Here is an 18,660-nt window from a genome sequence, read left to right on the forward strand (position 1 = left end):
CCGGCCGCCTCGACAAGCGGGATGCGATGCCCCATCTGGCGCGGAGCTGAACAACGGGATCGCCTTTGCGTGCTGCGCACCCCATCATCCGAACCACGCGACGCGGCCGAACTGGCGCTGGAGGCGCTCGGCTGGCTGCTGGCGGACAGCCTGCGGGCGCAGCGCTTCCTCGACCTAACCGGCCTTACGCCGGATTCGCTGCGCGGGTCTCTGCATCACTGCGCCACGCAGGCGGCCGTGCTGGATTTCCTGGCAGCGCATGAGCCTGATCTAGAAGCGGCCGCCGATTCGCTGGGCATCGCGCCTCAGGAACTTGCTGCCGCACGCGCACGGCTTGCCTGCTGATGGCCCGCCCGCTCGTCATCTCCGACTGCGACGAGGTCCTGCTGCATATGGTGCGGCATTTCCGCGACTGGCTGGACGTGGAGCATGGCGTTAGCTTCAGCATGGAAGGAGCGCCGTTCGCCGAATCGATGCGGCGGGGCGAGGCGTTGCTGGAAGCGGAGGAGATGTGGCGGCTGCTGCACGGCTTCTTCGATACGGAAATGCCGCGACAGACCGCGATCGACGGCGCCGTTGAGGCGATGGTCGAACTGCAACGCCATGCCGATGTGGTGATCCTGACCAACCTGCAGGACCGTTACGGCGATGCGCGGCTGAAGCAGTTGCGTGCGTTCGGTCTGGACGTGCCGGTATACACCAACCAGGGGCCGAAGGGCGTGCGCATCCGGCAGATCGCAGAGGCGCACGGCGCGGCCCGCGCCATCTTCATCGACGATCTGGCGCAGCACCATGCCTCCGCCGCGGAGCATATGCCGGACATCACCCGGCTGCATTTCTGCGGCGAGCCGGCCATTGCTCCGCATGTCCCCTGCGCTCTTGTCGCCGGCCATGCGCATGCCCGGATCGACAACTGGGCCGAAGCGGTGCCATGGCTGATCGATCAGCTGCACACGAAGGAGCCCCGATGACCATTCATGCCCGCCTCGCCGAACTCGGCCTCACGCTGCCCAAGGCGGCGGCGCCGGTCGCGTCTTATGTGCCTGTCGTGGTGGCCGGCAACATCGCCTACCTGTCCGGGCAGTTGCCGTTCATCGACGGGCAGCTGGTGACCGGCCGCCTGGGTGAGAGCGTCGCCACCGAACAGGGCGGCGATGCGGCGCGCGCCTGCGGGCTGATGATCCTGGCGCAACTGGATGCGGCCGGCCTGCTCGACCGGGTGGAGCGGGTGGTGAAGCTGGGCGCCTTCGTGAATTCGACGGCCGATTTCACCGACCAGCCCAAGGTCGCCAATGGCGCCTCCGACCTTATGGTTCAGGTGTTCGGCGATGCCGGCAAGCATGCCCGCAGCGCGGTTGGCGTGCCCGCCCTGCCGCTGGGGGCGGCGGTGGAAGTCGACGCGGTCATTGCATTGCGCGACTGAGCGCCGCTCTCGCAATAATGGCGGGTGATCCCTAAACTTGGGGCTGCATGCCCGAACTGGTCGCCCGCCTCGCCCCCAGCTTTGCCTCGCTCGATCCGGTCCAGTGGGATGCGCTGGCCGGGCGCAACCCGTTCGTGCGCCACGCCTTCCTCCTCTCGCTGGAAGAATCAGGCAGCATCGGCCCGCGTACGGGATGGAGCCCGGCGCCAATCGTGCTGGAGGATGGCGAGGGCACGCTGCTGGGTGCCATGCCCTCCTGCCTGAAATCGCACAGCCAGGGCGAATATGTGTTCGACCATGCCTGGGCCGATGCGTGGGAGCGGGCGGGCGGCGACTATTATCCCAAGCTGCAGATCGCCGCGCCTTTCACCCCCGCCACCGGTCCGCGCCTGCTGCTGCGGGATGATGCCCATGCCGCCCCGCTGCTGCGCGCGGCCGAGCAATTGTGCCTGCAGAACGGCATCTCCGGCGCGCACGCGACCTTTGTGGAGCCTGCGCAACTGTCCCTGTTCGAACAGGCCGGCTGGCTGGCGCGCAGCGACATCCAGTTCCACTGGGAGAATCGCGGCTACGCCACCTTCGATGATTTCCTGGGGCAATTGTCCAGCGCCAAGCGCAAGAACCTGCGCAAGGAACGTGCACGCGCTCAGGAAGGCGTCGACATCCGAAGCTTTACCGGCGCGGCAATCACGGAGGCGCATTGGGACGCCTTCTGGGTGTTCTACCAGGACACCGGCGCGCGTAAATGGGGTCGCCCCTACCTGACGCGCGAGGCATTCAGCCTGTTCGGCCAGCGGATGGCTGACGAGATGCTGCTGGTCTTCGCCTATGATGATGACGAGCCGATTGCCGGCGCGCTGAACTTCATCGGCCCCGATGCGCTGTATGGCCGCTACTGGGGCTGTACGGTCGACAAGCCGTTCCTGCATTTCGAGCTGTGCTATTACCAGGCGATCGACCACGCCATTGCGCGCGGTCTGGCCCGGGTGGAGGCGGGCGCGCAGGGCGGGCACAAGCTGGTGCGCGGTTACGAGCCGGTGCAGACCTGGTCGATGCACTTCATTGCCGATCCCGGCTTCCGCCGCGCCATCGCCGATTACCTGGAGCAGGAGCGGGCCGGCATCGCCGCCGACCAGCTGGTGCTGAACGCGCGTACCCCGTTCCGCAAGGTTTGAAGGCGCCACCCGTGCCGGTCACCCGCTTCGCACCCAGCCCTAACGGCCCGCTCCATCTGGGCCATGCGCTGAGCGCGGTCGTTTCGCACGACCTCGCCGGGCCGGACGGCACCTTTCTGTTGCGAATCGAGGATATCGATGGCGATCGCTCCCGTGCGGATCTCGCCACCACCTTCCGCGCCGATCTCGCTTGGCTAGGCCTTCGCTGGCGGGAGGTGCCGGCACAGTCCACCCGCATCGCCGCCTATCGCGCCGCTGCCGACCGACTGCGCGGGTTGGGCCTGCTCTACTCCTGCGCCTGCACCCGCAGCGAGATCGCCGCATCCGCCACGATCATCGGCGCCGAAGGGCCGGTCTATCCCGGCACCTGCCGCGACCGCCCGCCCGATCCCGCGCTTCCTGCTGCCTGGCGACTCGATGTTCCGGCGGCGCTGCGGATCACCGGCCCGCTCACCTGGCATGACGCTCTCGCCGGCGAGCAGCAGGCGCGGCCCCAATTGCTCGGCGATGTGGTGCTGGTGCGCAAGGATCCCTCGACGCCCGCCAGTTATCATCTCGCCGCCACGCTGGACGACGCGGCGGATGGGGTCACGCTGGTTACACGCGGGGCCGACCTGTTCGCCGCAACCCACATCCACCGCCTGTTGCAGGCGCTGCTGGACCTGCCGGTTCCGCGCTGGCACCACCATGCGCTGCTTGCCGAACCAGACGGGCGCAAGCTGGCAAAGCGCCGCGGCTCCCCCGCGCTAGCCGACCTGCGGTTGGCGGGGGAGGATGGCCGCGCGCTCGCCAGGTCCCTGCGCGACGGGCGCTTTCCCGCTGGCCTGCATCTGACGCGAAGCGTAGGGTGCTATCCATGAACACGGTCCTTGTCGTCCTCATCATCATCCTGGCGCTGTTGGTGGTGCTCTCCCTCGTGCGGGGCGTCATCGCCTTCCTGCAGACCACCAAGATCGATCTGGAGAGCGGCGGCACCAACGCTGTCGAGCTGCAGCAGCGCCAGAACAAGATGATGTTCAACCGGATCAAGTATCAGGCGCTCGCCATCGTGGTCGTTACGATCCTGCTGCTGCTGAACCGCTAGCCGCGCCACCCCCCGCCCGCTACGGACCGGGGGAAACAGGCGACAGGAGCAGGCGATGGAAACGATCGGCATCATCGGGGCGGGCCAGATGGGCGCCGGGATCGCGCAGGTGGTCGCCGCCAGCGGCCGCCGCGTCATCCTGACCGATCGGGACCTCGCCATTGCCGAACAGGCGCGCGCCGGCATCGGCAAGCGGCTGCAGCGGCTGGTGGAGAAGGACAAGCTCGGCAGCGCCGATGCCGAGGCTGCGCTCGCCCGGATCGAACCGGCGGGTGATTACTCCCCCATGGCGAACGCCGCCCTCATCATCGAGGCCGCGACGGAGAACGAGCGGATCAAGCAGACGATCTTCGCCGATGCGGCAAAGGTCCTGGCGCCCGATGCGGTGCTGGCCAGCAACACCTCCTCCATCTCGATCACCCGCATGGCGGCGGGCGTGCCCGATCCGGCGCGATTCATCGGGCTGCATTTCTTCAACCCGGTGCCGGTGATGGGGCTGGTCGAGTTGATCCCGGGCCTCGCAACCGATCCGGCGGTCGTCGATCGCATGCGCGCCTTCGCCGCCGATCTGGGCAAGCAGGTGGTGATGAGCCGGGACGCGCCCGGCTTCATCGTCAACCGCGTGCTGATGCCGATGATCAACGAGGCAGTGTTCGTCGCTGGCGACGGCACCGCCAGCATCGCCGACATCGACGCCGGGTGCCGGCTGGGCCTCAATCACCCGATGGGCCCGCTGGAACTTGCGGACTTCATCGGGCTCGACACCTGTCTGGAGATCATGCGCGTGCTGTTCACCGGCACCGGCGACACCAAGTACCGGCCCGCGCCGCTGCTGGTGCAATATGTCGATGCCGGGTGGCTGGGAAAGAAGACCGGCCGCGGCTTCTACGACTGGACTGGTGCGGAGAAGCTGCCGACGCGCTGAGCGGGAGGGAACGGCGTCCACCGGATGCGGGTTGTCAGGGGCAAAGGAGATTCCCCATGATCGACCGTATCACCGCCGATGACGCGCCGCTGACCAACAACGAACAGGATGACGAGGGCGAGCAGACCCGGACCGTCGCCGACGAGGCCCTGCGGGGCGAAGGCCGCGCTGCCAGCCCGCTCGACAGCATCAAGCCCGATGACGAGGGCGAGGTGATGGACGATTCCTCGCAGGATCTGGTCGATCACATGCGCGACATGGAACAGTCTGGCCGGATCGACATGGATGCCTTCCGCGGCGAGGACAATCACGACGACAACGAGGACAAGTTCGGCCCCGGCAGCAAGATCGACCCCGATCTGCCTAGCGACGGCAGCTAAGCACCCGGGCAGGTCGGCGGGCCGATCAGTCCGCCACCTGCCCGCCGGTGCCGGGATCGAACCCGCTGGCATCGGCCACGTCCATGAACCGGCGCAGCAGATCACGCTCCGTCCCGGTCAGATATGGGTTCCAGACATCGAAGATCAGTACGACGCGCGGCTCGCCACTGTCATTCCACGCCTCGTGCTCGATCGTGTCGTCAAAGACGAACGCCTCGCCCTCACGCCACTCGCGCGTCTCCCCGCCCACCCGGAACCCGCAGCCGGGCGGCACGATCAGCGGCAGGTGGACGATGCTGCGGGTGTTGCTGACGCCGCTATGCGCGGGCAGCCGGGTGCGCGGACGCAGGATGGAGAAGAACGCGGTCGGTGCCCTGCGCGGCATGTCGGCGAGCGGCAGACTCTCCAGCAGGGCGGCGGTGCGCGGCGCGCGCGCGCAGGCATCGTCGTGCCGCTGCCCGAAGCGCCGCAGATACAGCACGCTCCAGTCCGGCGATCCGCGCAAGGGACTCCACCGGCTGGGAGGAGCGCCCGGTGCCTCCTCCACATACGGGACAAGCCCTGCGCCATCTCCGGCCAGCAGGAACTTCGCCTCCGCCCGGATGGCGGGGAACGCCCCTTCCAGTTGCGGCAGCCAGGGGAAGTGCTCGCGCCCGAAGAACTCCTCCGCCGGCAGGAACGGGAAGTGCATGCCGTGGCATTCGTTGACGTAGATGCGCCGCCGCCCCAGCAGCGTATCGACGCAGGCATCGAACCGGCGGGTCTCGCTCTGGCCCAACGTCGCGCGATCGGGGGCGAGACCTGCCGTCACGAAATCGGCGAAGCCGCGCATCCCGGTGGTGACCGCCGCGCGCGCATGGTCCAGCACGGCCGCGAACTGCGGCGCGGGGTCGGCGATCCCTTCGGTCAGCCGCAGCAGCGTGTTCCAGCGATGCACCGCCTGCGCCTGCTCACCCATCCGTTCGTGCAATTGCGCCAGCCGGACGATCCCGCCGATATGCCGCCGGTCCCGGTCGAGCACGCGCAGCAGCGCATCACGCTCCCCCGCATCGTCGCCCTGCTGCCGGCGTGCGGTGGCGACGTTGATCCACAGCTCGGCCGCCTGCGGGTCCGCATCGGCGGCGGCGGTGAAATGCCGTTCCGCCTCCGCCGGCTCCCCGGTGTTCAGCGCCAGCACGCCTAGCGCATTATGCGCCGCCGCATGACCGGGCGCCGCGTCCAGCGCCGCCTGGTATGCCGCGCGCGCGGCGGCCACGTCACCACGGCGTGCCGCTTCCTGACCTGCGGCCAGCGATCGCTGCAGGTCAGATGGCAAGGGGGATGCCGTCAATTGCTGACCATGCCGCCCCGGCCACGATCGACCACGTCATTGCCGTGGGCCCTTGCCGCTTCGGCCAACCGATCCCACTCGGCGGCGGTGCGGCATTCGCGCCGGCTGGCGATCATCGAACCCGTCGGCGTCGATCGCTTGCAGATCCGCTTGTTCGCGGCGGCCGTGGTCTCGGCCTCGGCTGCGACCGCGGCGGTCTGAACGGCTTCCGTAGCGGTGGAGGCCGCGACCGGCTGCGCGGCCTGATCGGGCGCCAGCATCAGCAGGCCGGTGGCGATGACGGAAAGCAACATGGCGGATGGTTCCCTCGGATGAGTGCTGCCGACAGATAAACATGCAAATGTCACAAAGGCAAAGGCGTTCACGCCGGCCCTGTTCGCCTGTGCCGGGCCGTGGCATCGCTGCCGCATGACTGTTCCGGCCGAACGCGTGCGCGATCCCGAATGGCTGCTGCACCGCTACGACGCGGTGGGCGACGCCTTCCACTATGTCCCGGCAAACCGCGCGCTGCGCGAAAGCGCCGTGTTCCTGACCGATGCGCAATTGGCCGGTGCCGTGCGGGCGCCGGCCCCGGTACGCAGGCAGGCGGCGCTGGCCGCGGCAGGCGGGCAACCTGCGCCGCTGAAGCTGATCCTCCATTCCGCCTTCTGCTGCTCCACGCTGCTGGCCCGCGCATTCGAGGTGCCGGGCATCGCCCATGCGCTGAAGGAGCCGGTCGTGCTGAACGACATCGCCGGATGGCGCCGACGCGGCGGCGCGCCCCGCGACGTGGCGGCGCGGCTGGGGGATGCGCTGCACCTGCTCGGCGCCGCGCTGCCGGCGGGGGAGGCGCTGGTGGTGAAGCCGTCCAACGCGGTGAACGCGTTGGCGCCGGCCATGCTGGCGCTGCGCGCAGATGCGCGCGCCGTGCTGCTCCACGCACCGCTTCCGACCTTCCTCGCCTCCGTGGCGTCCAAGGGGCTGGAAGGACGGTTGTGGGTGCGCGAGCTTTATACCAAGCTCGCGGCGGACGGATTGTGCGACCTCGCGGTGGAGCCGACGGACCCGCTGCGGCATAGCGACCTGCAGATCGCCGCCCTGGGCTGGCTGGCGCAGCACCGGCTGTTCGCCGGCCTGGTCGATCGATTCGGGTCGCGCGTGCGTACGCTGGACAGCGCGACCCTGCTAGCGCGCCCGGCCGATGCCGTCGGCGCCACGGCCGGCCTGTTCGACCTCGCAATCGATGCCCCTGCAATCGCGGCCGGTCCTGCCTTCACCCGTCACTCCAAGACCGGCACCAGTTTCGGCAGCGGCGAACGCGGCGCGGTCCATGACAATGCGCGTGCCACGCATGGCGAGGAGATCGCGCTGGTGGAACGCTGGGCCATGGCCGTGGCAGAGGCGAACGGCATCCCGCTGGGTTTGCCCGGAGCGCTGCTCTGACACGAAAAAGGGCGGCCCTGTTGCCAGGACCGCCCCCTTTCAGTCTCTCTTGTGGCGAGCGCGTGCGATCAGAACCGCAGGCGCGCACCGACCAGGAACCGGCGACCGACCGGGTCATAGGTCGACGGGAAGGTGTTGCCGCTGTTCTGCGACGTCGTCCCGATCGTGTTGCCGACCAGCGGCGGATCCTTGTCGAACAGGTTGGCGATCTGCGCCGTGTAGGTCAGGTACTCGCCATGCTGGTAACGCGCCGTCAGGTCGAAGTAGTCGTACGCTTCGATCTGGTTGAAGTCGTAGTCACCGCGGCCGACACTCGGCACCGGACCGGAATAGGCCGGATCGCTGTCCGCGAACTCGTACTCCATCTCGCCGATGTGGCGCCACAGCAGCGACACGTCCAGGGCATCGAACGTCAGCGTGGTGCGCTGCGTCCAGCTGAACTCCGGCTGCAGCGAACCACCGATGGCGCCGCAATTGCTGGAATACAGACCCACGCAATCACGGTTGATGCTGCTGGGCGAGAACACGTTCGCGTTGAACGTGTTCTGGTTCGTCCAGTTGCCGATGAAGCCCAGCGACAGGCCGAACCAGTCGAAGTCGCGGGTGTAGTTCACCACCAGGTCGATACCGTCGGTTTCGAACAGACCCTGGTTGGAGAAGCTGATCGGCAGGCCCGGCGTGGTGTTGTAGTCACCCGACAGCGACCCGTCGATCGGGTTGCGGCGGATGGCGGTGCAAGCCGGGTTGCTGGTGCTGAGGTTCGCGACGAAGCAGGCATCGATCACGTCGCCCGGGGTCGGCGTGCTGATCGCGTCCTCGATCTTGATGTTGTAGTAGTCGATCGAGGCGTTGAAGCCCGGCAGCGCGTCCGGCTGGAACACGGCACCCACGGTCCAGCTGTTGGACTTCTCCGGCTGCAGGTTCAGGTTGCCGCCGCCGATCGTGTTGGCCTGGCCGCTGGTCGGCACCGCGATGGCGCCGATCTGGCCCACCGGGGCACCCTGCGCGATACACACGTCACGCAGCGCGCCGGTCGGGACCGGCCGGCCGGGGATCGGCACGCCCGCATCGTCCAGGTTGGCGCACGGATCGTCGGACAGGTTGGTCAGCACGGTGTTGATCGGGCTGAACAGCTCGTTGATGTTCGGCGCGCGGACCGCACGGCTATACGTGCCGCGGAACTTCAGGCCGCTGAACGGTTCGTACTGGCCGCCGACCTTCCAGGTCGTCGTCTCATAGCCCGGCTTGCCCGGCGCATCGACGCGGTACTCCGAATAACGGATGCCACCTTCCAGCTGCAGCAGCTCGATGCCGGGACGATCGGACGCGAGCGGCACGATGGTCTCGCCGATCAGCTCCCACACGTCATAGCCGCCGGTGATATTCGGGTTCGCGCCGCCGGCGCCGCCCAGATCACCCGATGCCGACAGCGAATCGGACAGGCTGGACGCGTCGTACTTGCGGTACTCGGCCGCCGCGGCGAAGCTCACCTGCTCGGCCGCCCACGGCGAACCGAAGCCGGCGCCGCCGCTGATGCCGCCATGCGCCTGGAACTGGCTCACCTGCACCTGCGAGATGCTGGTGCCGGTCAGGAACGCCACCGCGTCCTGGCTGATCGAGCCTTCCGGGCCGAACCAGTTGACGGGAACGCAGCCGAACGAATCGTCCTGGCACGCGGCGGTGCCATCGGCGTTGCGGGTCACCAGCAGGGACTGCTGCACGCGCGAATTCAGCGTGTAGCCGGTGATGATCTGCTGGTTCTGGCTCTCACCATAGGTGCCGTACACGTCGTACTGCAGGTCATCGGTGATGTTGCCGCGCACGCCCGCACGGTAATCGAAGAAGGTCGTCGTGTACTCGGAGACACGCGGGCCGACTTCGGTGGCGCGGCGGAAGATGGAGGTGCTGACCTCGCGATAGGCGGCGTCACCGGGGTTGGCGGTGGCCGCGGCGTTGCACTCCGCCTGGCTGAACAGCGGGGTGTAGCCCACGCCCGGGGTGGTGTCGAAGGCGCAGAACGCGTTGCGCTGCGCGGTCGACAGGAACGGGTTGTTCAGGCTGACGTCGACGCCCAGGCCGAAGGCGCCGGACGGGGCGATGATCGTGCTGACGGAGTTCTTGGAGAAGATCGCCCGGTTGTAGACCTCGACACTGTCAGACACTTCGTAGTTCGCGGCGCCAAAGGCGTTGAACCGCTCGAACGGCGTCAGGAAGATGTTGTCGGGGTTGAAGTTGAACGGATCGAACGCCGCGGTGGAGCGGAAGCCCGTGCCGTCCGCCGTCACCTGCCGCGTGCCCTGCACGATCGGGCCGCCGGTCACCGAATCGGCGCCGGTGGGGTTGATGCCGCTGAAGCGCGACGGGACGGACGTGCCCGAACCGCCGATGCCACCGGTGAACGAATCGACCTGGCTGCGGGAGATGTCGCGATCGCCCTGGAACACCGGATCGACCGACTGGTAGCCGATGGACAGCACCGCGTTGCCGCGATTGTCGTCGAAGTTGGCGCCCACCGTCAGGTCGGCCTTGAAGCTCTTGCCGTCGCCCGCCTCGGGGATGCCGCCCTGGACGCTGAGGTCGATGCCGGCGAAGTCGGTGCGGGTGATGAAGTTGACGATACCGGCGATCGCGTCGGCACCATAGGTGGTGGAGGCACCGCCCGTCAGCGTCTCGACCCGCTGCACCAGCGCCAGCGGAATGTTGTTGAGGTCGAACTGGCCCGACAGGGTGCCGGGCGTCAGGCGCACGCCGTCCAGCAGCACCAGGTTGCGGTTCGGGCCAAGGCCGCGAAGGTCGACGAAGGACGCGCCGCCATTGCCGTTGTTCACAGAGGAGCCGATGGAAGGCACCACGCCCGGCAGCTCGCGCAGCAGCTCTTCGGCGAGCGTGCTCTGCTGCAGGTCGATCTCGTCAGCGCCGATCACGTTGACCGGGTTGGCGGCCAGGAGGTTCGGGTTGCGGATCAGCGAGCCGGTGACGACGATCGCATTGTCATCGGGCAGGGTGACGTCCTGCGTGGTGACCTGTGCGCTCGCGGTGTTGGGCGTGCCGGCGACGGCGCCCGGCGATTGCGGTGCTACTTGGGCAAAGGCCGGTGTGGCGATCGTGCCAACCAGCAGGGTCGAAGCAAGCAGCTTCTGACGCGTCAGCTTCCTCATGAGTCCTGAAGTCCCTTTTTGTCGCGGTGGCCGTCCAATTTGCGGCGCGCGCGTATCCATCGCAGGTTTGAGCGACTGGTAATCTGTCTATTGCTGCGGTGCGGTTGCGTGAAATGGAATTGTGCTGATAGTATCATCTTACACAAGATCGTGGCATTTGCGTCACACCAGCGACAATGTGGCATTGCCGCGACACGCATCAGGAGGGTGCATGACCGGAAGACATGCGGCGATGGGCATGATGGCCATCACCTTGATGGTTGCGCCGCTGCAACATGCTGCAGCGCAACAGAAAAGCGCCGGCGCAGCGTCCGCCACCGGCCTGTCCCAGCGGCTGGCCGCGTGCCGCGCGATCACGGACGATACGGCACGGCTGGCCTGCTTCGATGCCGCGGCAGCGGCCCTGGCCGGGGCGGAAGCTGCGGGAGAGGTGCGGCTGGTGGACCGCGCCACCGTGCAGGAGGCGCGCCGCGCGGTCTTCGGCTTCTCCCTGCCAAGGATCAACCTGCTGGGCGATGACGAGGACGAAGGGGCCCGGGTGCGCGAGATCAGCGGCACGCTGGCTGAGGTGCGCCCGTTCTCCCGCGGGCTGCACCTGTTGGTGCTGGCCGACGGATCGCGCTGGCAGACGACGGAGGAGCGGACCAACTTCTTCCCGCGCTCCGGCGATACCATCACCATCGCCGCCGGCGCGCTCGGCAGCTATGTCGCCCGGATCGACGACGGGCGCAGCATCCGGGTGAAGCGGATCAACTGATCCGCCGCGTCGCCAATCGTCCTTTCAGGAGCAGTCCCAGCCATGCCTTCGACCCGCCACCTCCTCGCCGGCCTGCTAGCCGCCAGCGCCCTCTGCCTGCCGGCGTCCGCGCAGCAGGCCGCCGCGCCCGCCCCCGCCGCGCCCGCGCCGTCCGCCACCGCGGCCGAGGATGCGCGGCTCAACGCGTTCCTGGACGAGGCGTTCATGGCTACCGTCGCCCTCAGCCCGGAATCGCTGACCAGCCTGGGGATCAAGACCGGCTACGACCGGCTGGACGACTACACCCCCGCAGGGGACGAGCGTGCGCTGGCGCTGCGCGAGAGCCATCTGGTGCAGTTGCGGCGTGATTTCGATCCCGCCCGGCTCGGCCCGGCGGCGCAGCTCAGCTACCGCCTGTTCGAACAGTCGGTGGAGGAGGAGCGGCGGCAGTTCCCCTGGATCAACCATGCCTTCCCGGTGTCCACCAATGGCAGCCCCGCCGGCTCTATCCCGGTGTTCCTGATCAACCAGCACAAGATCGACAGTGCCGACAATGCCCGCGCCTACATCGCCCGCATCGTGGAAACTGAGCGCGTGATGGGCGAGGTGGCCGCCCGGATGCGCGCGCAGGCCGTGGCCGGCATCGTGCCGCCGCAGATGGTTTTCGAACCCGCGCGCGCCGATGCGAAGCTCGTCATCACCGGCGCCCCGTTCGACGATGGCGCGGACAGCACGGTGCTGGCCGACTTCCGCGAGAAGGTGGGCAAGCTTGACCTGCCCGCGGCCGAGCGGGACGCGCTGGTGGCACAGGCGAGCGCTGCTTTGACGGGCCCGTTCCGCCGCGGGTTCGACACCCTGTTCGCCGCGCTGGACGAGATCGAGCCGCAGGCGAGCGGCAACAATGGCGCGTGGAGCCTGCCGGATGGGGGCGAGTACTACCAGGCGCGGCTGCGCTACTACACCACCACCGACATGAGCGCGGACGAGATCCACCAGCTCGGCCTCGATCAGGTGGCGGCGATCCGGACGGAGATGGAGGCGGAGATGCGGCAGATCGGCTTTGCCGGCACGCTCGACCAGTTCATCGCCGCGGTGCGTACCGATCCGCAATACCGCTTCCCCAACGATGAAGCCGGGCGGGAACAGTACCTGACGGAATCGCGCGCAGTGATCGCGCGGATGATGGAACGCGCGCCGCAATACTTCCACCGCCTGCCCGAAGCCGCGCTGGAGGTCCGCGCGGTGGAACCTTGGCGGCAGGAAACCGCCAGCGTCGCATTCTACAACCGCCCCGCGCCCGATGGCTCGCGCCCCGGCATCTTCTACGTCAACCTCGCCGACATGACGCAGGTGTCGCGCCTGCAGGTCGCCAGCATCGCCAGCCACGAAGGCGCGCCGGGGCACCATTTCCAGATCGCGCGCGCAATGGAGCTGCCCGGCCTGCCGATGTTCCGCCGGCTGGGCTTTTACGGCAGCTATATCGAAGGCTGGGGTCTCTACAGCGAGCGGCTGGCCGGCGAGATGGGCGCGTATGAGACGGCTGAGCAGCGCTTCGGCATGCTGGCGCTGCAGATGTGGCGCGCGATCCGCATGGTGGCGGACACCGGCATGCATTCCAAGCGGTGGTCGCGCGAGCAGGCGATCGACTATTTCCGGGCGAACTCCCCGGTATCGGAACGCGACATCGTGAAGGAGATCGACCGCTACCTCAACAATCCGGGGCAGGCGACCAGCTACATGGTTGGGCAGCTGCACATAGATGCCCTGCGCAAGAAGGCGGAAGGCGCGCTGGGCGACCGGTTCGATCTGCGCGACTTCCACGAGGTCGTGCTGGGCAACGGTCCCCTGCCACTGGACGTGCTGACGGCTGAGGTCGACACTTACATCGCCAGCAAGCAGGGCTGAACAGACTAACCAGAATGGATCGATGTTTCCCCGGGGAAACATCGATCCGGTTCTTCAGCCAAGCATCTGCGTCGTGATCAGGCGCTCCAGCACGGTCAGCGGCATCGGCCCTGCCCGCAGCACATCGTGGAAAGCGCGCGGATCGAAGGCGGCGCCCTGTTTCGCCTTCACCGCATCGCGCAGGGCGACCCATTGGGTGTGGCCGATCTTGTACGAACATGCCTGTCCCGGCCAGGCGGTGTAGCGGTCGATCTCGTTCTGGCTGCGCTGCCGGGCGAGGCCGGTGGTGGCGATCAGGTAGTCGGTCGCCTTCTCCCGGCTCCATTTCTGGTGGTGCATGCCGCTGTCCACCACCAGCCTGGTGGCGCGGAACAGCAGCGATTGCAGGTAACCGACCTGGCCCAGCGGGTCGCCGTCATACATCCCCATCTCGTCCGCGAGCTGCTCCGAATACAGCGCCCACCCTTCGGTGTAGCCCGAGAAGCCCGCGCGGCGACGGATCAGCGGGATGGCATCGGATTCCAGCGCCGTCATCACCTGCAGGTGATGGCCGGGCACCGCTTCGTGATAGCTGAGCGTGGCGAGGCCGAACTTGGGCCGGTTGAACGTGTCACGCAGATTGATGAAGTATTGCGCCGGCCGCGTGCCGTCGAGCGAGGCGGCCTGGTAATAGCCGCCGGGCGCGCCGTCCTGGATGGACGGGGGCACGCGGCGGACCTCCACCGGCGCGCGGGGCAGGGTGGCGAATTGTTCGGGCAGGCGGGCGGTCATCGCCTCGATCTGCTCGTTCAGCATCGCCAGCAGCGCGGCGCGGCCTTCGTCGGTGTTGGGGAAGAGCTGGTCAGGCCGCTCATTCAGTGCCACCAACCGTTCGCCGACGGTGCCCTGCGTCATGCCCTGGCCTTGCAGGATGGTGTCGATCCGGGCGCCGATCTCCGCCACCTGTTCCAGCCCCAGCCGGTGGATCTCCGCCCCGTCCAGCGCCACGGTGGTCGCGGCCTCCGCGGCGGCGGCGTAGTACGCCTCTCCATCTGGCAGGCGCCAGACGCCGGCATCGTGCGTGGCGCGGGCGCGCAGGTCGGTCAGCAGCGCGCGCTGGCGGTCAAGCGCGGGAAACACCTCCCCTTCCATGATCGCGGCGGCCTGCGCCACCCGGTCCGCGGGCAGCTTCGCCTCCGCCAGCTTGCGGGCGAGCGCCGCCACCGGCACCGTCTCCGCCGCCGGACGGTCGCGCAGTGCGGCCAGCAGGGTCAGCGTCGTGTCGAGAAGGTAATCGGGCGCGAACACGCCGGCCCGCGCGTCATCCGCCTGCCGCTGCGTGTCCTGGTCGATCGCCGCCGCGAAGGCGCCGACGCGGGCCAGATAGGCATCGGCATCGGCGGCATCGCGAATGCGGTGCTGCCCGTCTAGGAAATCGGGCACATCGCGATAGGCGCCGGTCAGCTGGCTCAGCACATAGGGCGCATAGCGACCCATGCTGGAGCCGTAGCGGAACCGTTCCGCCCCGCTGATGGCGTGCTCCAACTGGTAGCTGACGACCTCGTGATCCAGCCGCGCATCGGGCGACAGCGAGGCGGCGGGGACTGCCTGCAATTCGGCCAGCTCCGTCTTCGCTCGCGCCAGTTCGGCAGCGGCCCCGGCGGCGGAGCGGTCGTCCAGTTGCGAGCGCAAGGGCGCCAGCGTGCCGGTGTCGAGCCCGAGCCGGGTCGCCCCTTCCGGGCTTTCGGCCATGCGCGCGGCGAAGAAGCGGTCCAGCATCTCGCGCAATTGCGCATCGGCGGGCGTGGGCACGCCCGCCGTCCCCTGCGCCGCCACCGGCAGCGCCGCGCACATGCCCAGCGCGCTGGTCCCGGCCAGGAACAGGCGGCGATTCATTCGGGTCGTCACACTCACTTCTCCCACCAGTGGCCGCCCAGCTTCGCATCGCCGGTCGCCACTTCGTCCAGCGTGGCGGTGTCGTAGAGACGGCCGCCCAGCATCACGGAATCGATCTTGTCGCTGTTGCGGATGTCGACGCTGGGATCGGCATCCAGCACCAGCAGGTCGGCGAGCTTGCCCGCCTCGAGCGAGCCGATATCGGCTGCCATGCCGAGCGACTGCGCCGCCACGATCGTGCCCGCGCCCAGCGCCTGGACGGGCGTCATCCCGCCACGCACGAAGCTCCACAATTCCCAGTGCGCACCGATGCCGGCCTGCTGGCCATGCGCGCCGATCGACACCTTGACCCCGCGCTCCGCCAGTCGGGCCGCCTCCCGCGCATTGTCGTCATCAACGAAATTGCTTTCGGGCGCGGTGATGCGCCGGGCATTGGCGGCGAGCAATTGGCGCGGCGGGGTGTGGGCCTGCAGCAGCGGATGGGCGAACACGTCGGTCGCCTGCCGCCAATAGGGATCGCCCGCCAGCCCGCCATAGCTGACCACCAGCGTCGGCGTGTAATTGGTGGTGCTGGCGCCGAAGAATTGCAGCACGTCGTCGTAGAACACCTCCAGCGGAACATTGTGTTCCAGCGTGGAATTGCCGTCGGCCACCAGGTTCATGTCCATGCCGAATAGCGAACCCCCTTCGGCCACGACCTGCATGTTCTCCTGCCGGGCGGCCTCCACCACCTGCTGCCGCTGTTCGCGGCGCGGCTGGTTGTAGTTCTTCACCGAATGCGCGCCCTGCGCCTTCAGCCGCCGGACATGCGCCAGCGCATCGTCCAGGCTGTCGATCTGGGCGTACACGTCCGCCGCCTTCGCGCCGTAGACGATCTCCCCGGTGGAGAAGATGCGCGGGGCCAGGATCAGGCCTGCCCGCTGCATCTCCGCCGCGGCGAAGATTTCGCTGCTGGTGTTCGACGGATCGTGCAGCGTCGTGGTGCCCAGCGCCAGGTTCTGCAGCATGGACCAGTTGCGCTGCGGCACCAGCTCGTCCGTGCCGGCGGGGCCGTGGGCATGCGCGTCGATCAGGCCGGGCATCACCACCTTGCCGGTCACGTCGATGACGTTCGCACCCGCCGGGATCGGCGTGCTGGCGCGCGGGCCGACCGCGACGATGCGATCGCCGCGGATCACCACCACGCCATCATCCACGATCCCGCCATCGGCCGTCGCCATGGTCAGCAGGCGCGCACCGGTCAGGACGACGGTGCCGTCGGGCTTCGCCGCATCGACCTCCATCGCCAGCGATATGCCGGTGGCGGGCGGCACGAAGGCGGGATCACCTTCCGCACGCGGAGCATCCGGGAACAGCTGCGCGGCTTCCGCCGTGAACAGCGTCGGCCCCAGGCTCCAGTGCAGGCGCGCGCCGTCGTTGGACCAGTTCATGTAATCCGCGCCCCCTTCGCTGGCGCGCGTGATCGGCAGCGCGGTGGCATCGGGCGACAGCGCAACCTTCTGCCCGCCCGGCATCAACGGCACGACAAAGGCGGCGTAGTTCTGGCGGAAGGCGACGAAGCGGCCATCGGGCGAAACGGCGAAGTCGGTCGCCAGCTCGCCCGTCGCATGGACGCGGCGATCCTGCCCGTTGAGATCGGTGCTGACGAGTTGGCGGCTGCTGGCGCCGTCCGCACTCTCTTCCGCCACCATGAAGATGCGGTCATTGCCCGCGCCCCATTGCGGCGATGCGGCACCCTGCGCGACGCGGGTGATCGCGCCGCCGGTGGCAGCGATGCGGTAGACGCCGGGTTCGGCACCGTATTCGGGCGCCGCCAGCGTGCCGTGATCGACCTGTTCGAATATGATGGTCTCGCCATCCGGGCTGAAGCGCGGGCGGGCATAATGGCCTGGCCGGTCGGTGACGTCACGCGGGCTCCCGCCGCCGGCGGCCACGGTGCGCAGCCGGCCGAGGCCATCGTCCGTCCAGCCGACGAACACGATCTGCCGCCCGTCGCGCGACCAGCTAGGGAACAGCTCGAAGCCGTCATCGCCGCCGCGCGTCAGCCGGCGCGGGGTGCCGCCGGCGACCGGCTTCAGCCACAGCTTGCCCAGCGATTCGAACACCACCTGCCGCCCGTCGGGCGAGACGCTGGCGAAGCGCGGCATGGCCGTGGTGAAACGGTCGGGCGCGACGGGGATCGTCGGGTGCGGCGCGTCGATCACCCCGCGAGTGTCGCTGATGCTGAAGGGGATCACCCGCGCATTGCCGCCATCGGCATCCACCCGGTTGATGTGGCCGCCGGCCCAGAACACCAGCGCGCTGCTGTCGGGCAGCCAGGCCATGTTGGGATAGACGCCGGTGACGGCCCAGGTCTCCTGCACGTCCTGGTCCAGCGCGTCGTGGATCTTGCGCTCCGCCCCGGTGTCGAGGTCCATGACGTAGAGCTTGGACCGCGTCGCCTCCCGCCGCACAAAGGCGATGCTCTTGCCGTCCGGGCTAGGCGTCGGGCGCACCGCGCCGCCCGCGCCGGTGACGACGGTGCGCGTCTCCCCACTGGCGAAATCGTAATAGAGGATGTCGAACAGGTTGGTGTTCGAATCCTGCGCATATTCGAAGATCGGGCCGGGTGTGACGTTCCGGGTGTAGTACACGCCGCTGCCATCGGGCGCGTAGATCGGCTCGCCCAATTCCTTCTGGTGCGTGGGGTTCGGCCGTTCCACCAGCGGCACGCCGGCGCCGCCGCTCAGGTGATAGAGCCACACCTCGCCCGTGCCCAGGGAACGGCCGGTGGTGAAATGCTTCTTCGCCACCAGGAAGCGGCCGTCGGGGCTCCAGCTCGGCTGGTTGAGCAGGCGGAACTCCTCCTTGGTCACCTGCCGCTTGTCGGTCCCATCGCGGTTCATGACCCAGATATTGTCACCGCCGCCACGATCGCTGGTGAAGGCGATCCGCTGACCATCCGGGCTGAAGCGCGGCTGCACCTCCCACGCCAGGCCTTCCGCGATGCGGGTCGGCGTGCCGCCGCCGATCGGCATGGTGTAGATGTCGCCCAGCAGCGTGAACGCGATGGTGCCGCCATCCGGGCTGACGTCCAGGTCCATCCAGCTCCCCTCGCTGGTGCTGATCGGCACCTGCCGGATGGTGGCGCCGGCGGGCGCGTTGACGTCCCACTTGGGCGCGTCGTTCTCCTGCGCGGTGGCGGCATGGGACAGGGCGGTGCCCGCCAGCAGGGCGAGCGTGACAAGACGTAGCATGGGAGTGTTTC

At 68.4% G+C, this 18,660-nt stretch carries 16 protein-coding genes; 11 read left to right on the top strand and 5 right to left on the bottom strand.

Annotated features, from left to right (window positions below; all coding sequences use genetic code 11):
- Nucleotides 1–69 precede the first annotated feature (69 nt).
- Genes V5740_RS12260 through V5740_RS12295 form a run of 8 tightly spaced genes read left to right on the top strand, consistent with a single transcriptional unit; the run spans nucleotide 70 to nucleotide 4,987 of the window.
- A complete protein-coding gene (locus V5740_RS12260; RefSeq protein ID WP_347302760.1) occupies nucleotides 70–345 on the top strand; it encodes a DUF3572 family protein in 276 nt (91 codons plus the stop codon).
- Complete coding sequence (locus V5740_RS12265) at nucleotides 345–971, top strand: HAD family hydrolase (RefSeq protein ID WP_347302761.1); 627 nt, start codon at nucleotides 345–347, stop codon at nucleotides 969–971. The genes V5740_RS12260 and V5740_RS12265 overlap by 1 nt, the downstream gene beginning before the upstream one ends.
- Nucleotides 968–1,423, top strand: a complete 456-nt coding sequence (locus tag V5740_RS12270; RefSeq protein WP_347302762.1) for a RidA family protein — start codon at nucleotides 968–970, stop codon at nucleotides 1,421–1,423. Before V5740_RS12265 ends, V5740_RS12270 begins: the two co-directional genes overlap by 4 nt.
- Before the next feature lie 47 nt (nucleotides 1,424–1,470).
- The gene (locus V5740_RS12275; RefSeq protein ID WP_347302763.1) at nucleotides 1,471–2,598 is read left to right on the top strand and encodes a GNAT family N-acetyltransferase; all 1,128 of its coding nucleotides are present in this window, start codon (nucleotides 1,471–1,473) and stop codon (nucleotides 2,596–2,598) included.
- Between the two features lie 11 nt (nucleotides 2,599–2,609).
- Entirely contained in the window at nucleotides 2,610–3,458 is an 849-nt protein-coding gene (gene gluQRS, locus V5740_RS12280; protein WP_347302764.1) for a tRNA glutamyl-Q(34) synthetase GluQRS, read from the top strand.
- Nucleotides 3,455–3,682, top strand: coding sequence for a hypothetical protein (locus V5740_RS12285; RefSeq protein ID WP_347302765.1), 228 nt, complete (start codon nucleotides 3,455–3,457; stop codon nucleotides 3,680–3,682). The genes gluQRS and V5740_RS12285 overlap by 4 nt, the downstream gene beginning before the upstream one ends.
- Nucleotides 3,683–3,737: 55 nt before the next feature.
- Nucleotides 3,738–4,607, top strand: coding sequence for a 3-hydroxyacyl-CoA dehydrogenase NAD-binding domain-containing protein (locus V5740_RS12290; protein WP_347302766.1), 870 nt, complete (start codon nucleotides 3,738–3,740; stop codon nucleotides 4,605–4,607).
- Nucleotides 4,608–4,663: 56 nt separating this feature from the next.
- A complete protein-coding gene (locus tag V5740_RS12295; protein ID WP_347302767.1) occupies nucleotides 4,664–4,987 on the top strand; it encodes a hypothetical protein in 324 nt (107 codons plus the stop codon).
- 25 nt (nucleotides 4,988–5,012) lie between these two features.
- Here the strand turns inward: V5740_RS12295 and V5740_RS12300 are convergent, their stop codons facing one another.
- Together V5740_RS12300 and V5740_RS12305 are read right to left on the bottom strand one after the other, a co-directional pair.
- Entirely contained in the window at nucleotides 5,013–6,302 is a 1,290-nt protein-coding gene (locus tag V5740_RS12300) for an aspartyl/asparaginyl beta-hydroxylase domain-containing protein (RefSeq protein WP_347302768.1), read from the bottom strand.
- An 11-nt stretch (nucleotides 6,303–6,313) separates the two neighbouring features.
- Nucleotides 6,314–6,610, bottom strand: coding sequence for a hypothetical protein (locus V5740_RS12305; RefSeq protein ID WP_347302769.1), 297 nt, complete (start codon nucleotides 6,608–6,610; stop codon nucleotides 6,314–6,316).
- Nucleotides 6,611–6,725: 115 nt separating this feature from the next.
- On the opposite strand from V5740_RS12305, the gene V5740_RS12310 reads away from it, so the two are divergent.
- The gene (locus tag V5740_RS12310) at nucleotides 6,726–7,739 is read left to right on the top strand and encodes a hypothetical protein (RefSeq protein ID WP_347302770.1); all 1,014 of its coding nucleotides are present in this window, start codon (nucleotides 6,726–6,728) and stop codon (nucleotides 7,737–7,739) included.
- A gap of 68 nt (nucleotides 7,740–7,807) precedes the next feature.
- On the opposite strand, the gene V5740_RS12315 is transcribed toward V5740_RS12310, so the two are convergent.
- On the bottom strand, nucleotides 7,808–10,897 hold the full coding sequence (locus V5740_RS12315; protein WP_347302771.1) for a TonB-dependent receptor: 3,090 nt from the start codon (nucleotides 10,895–10,897) through the stop codon (nucleotides 7,808–7,810).
- Nucleotides 10,898–11,108: 211 nt separating this feature from the next.
- Here V5740_RS12315 and V5740_RS12320 point away from each other — a divergent pair, with 211 nt between their 5' ends.
- Together V5740_RS12320 and V5740_RS12325 are read left to right on the top strand one after the other, a co-directional pair.
- Complete coding sequence (locus V5740_RS12320) at nucleotides 11,109–11,654, top strand: hypothetical protein (RefSeq protein WP_347302772.1); 546 nt, start codon at nucleotides 11,109–11,111, stop codon at nucleotides 11,652–11,654.
- A gap of 42 nt (nucleotides 11,655–11,696) precedes the next feature.
- Nucleotides 11,697–13,538, top strand: a complete 1,842-nt coding sequence (locus tag V5740_RS12325; protein WP_347302773.1) for a DUF885 domain-containing protein — start codon at nucleotides 11,697–11,699, stop codon at nucleotides 13,536–13,538.
- A 54-nt stretch (nucleotides 13,539–13,592) separates the two neighbouring features.
- On the opposite strand, the gene V5740_RS12330 is transcribed toward V5740_RS12325, so the two are convergent.
- The gene (locus tag V5740_RS12330) at nucleotides 13,593–15,413 is read right to left on the bottom strand and encodes a DUF885 family protein (protein ID WP_347304522.1); all 1,821 of its coding nucleotides are present in this window, start codon (nucleotides 15,411–15,413) and stop codon (nucleotides 13,593–13,595) included.
- Nucleotides 15,414–15,427: 14 nt separating this feature from the next.
- Nucleotides 15,428–18,649 (bottom strand): amidohydrolase family protein, encoded by a 3,222-nt coding sequence (locus tag V5740_RS12335; RefSeq protein WP_347302774.1) that lies wholly within the window; start codon nucleotides 18,647–18,649, stop codon nucleotides 15,428–15,430.
- Between the last annotated feature and the right edge of the window lie 11 nt (nucleotides 18,650–18,660).

The sequence above is a fragment of the Croceibacterium sp. TMG7-5b_MA50 genome (assembly GCF_039830145.1).
Lineage (GTDB): Bacteria > Pseudomonadota > Alphaproteobacteria > Sphingomonadales > Sphingomonadaceae > Croceibacterium.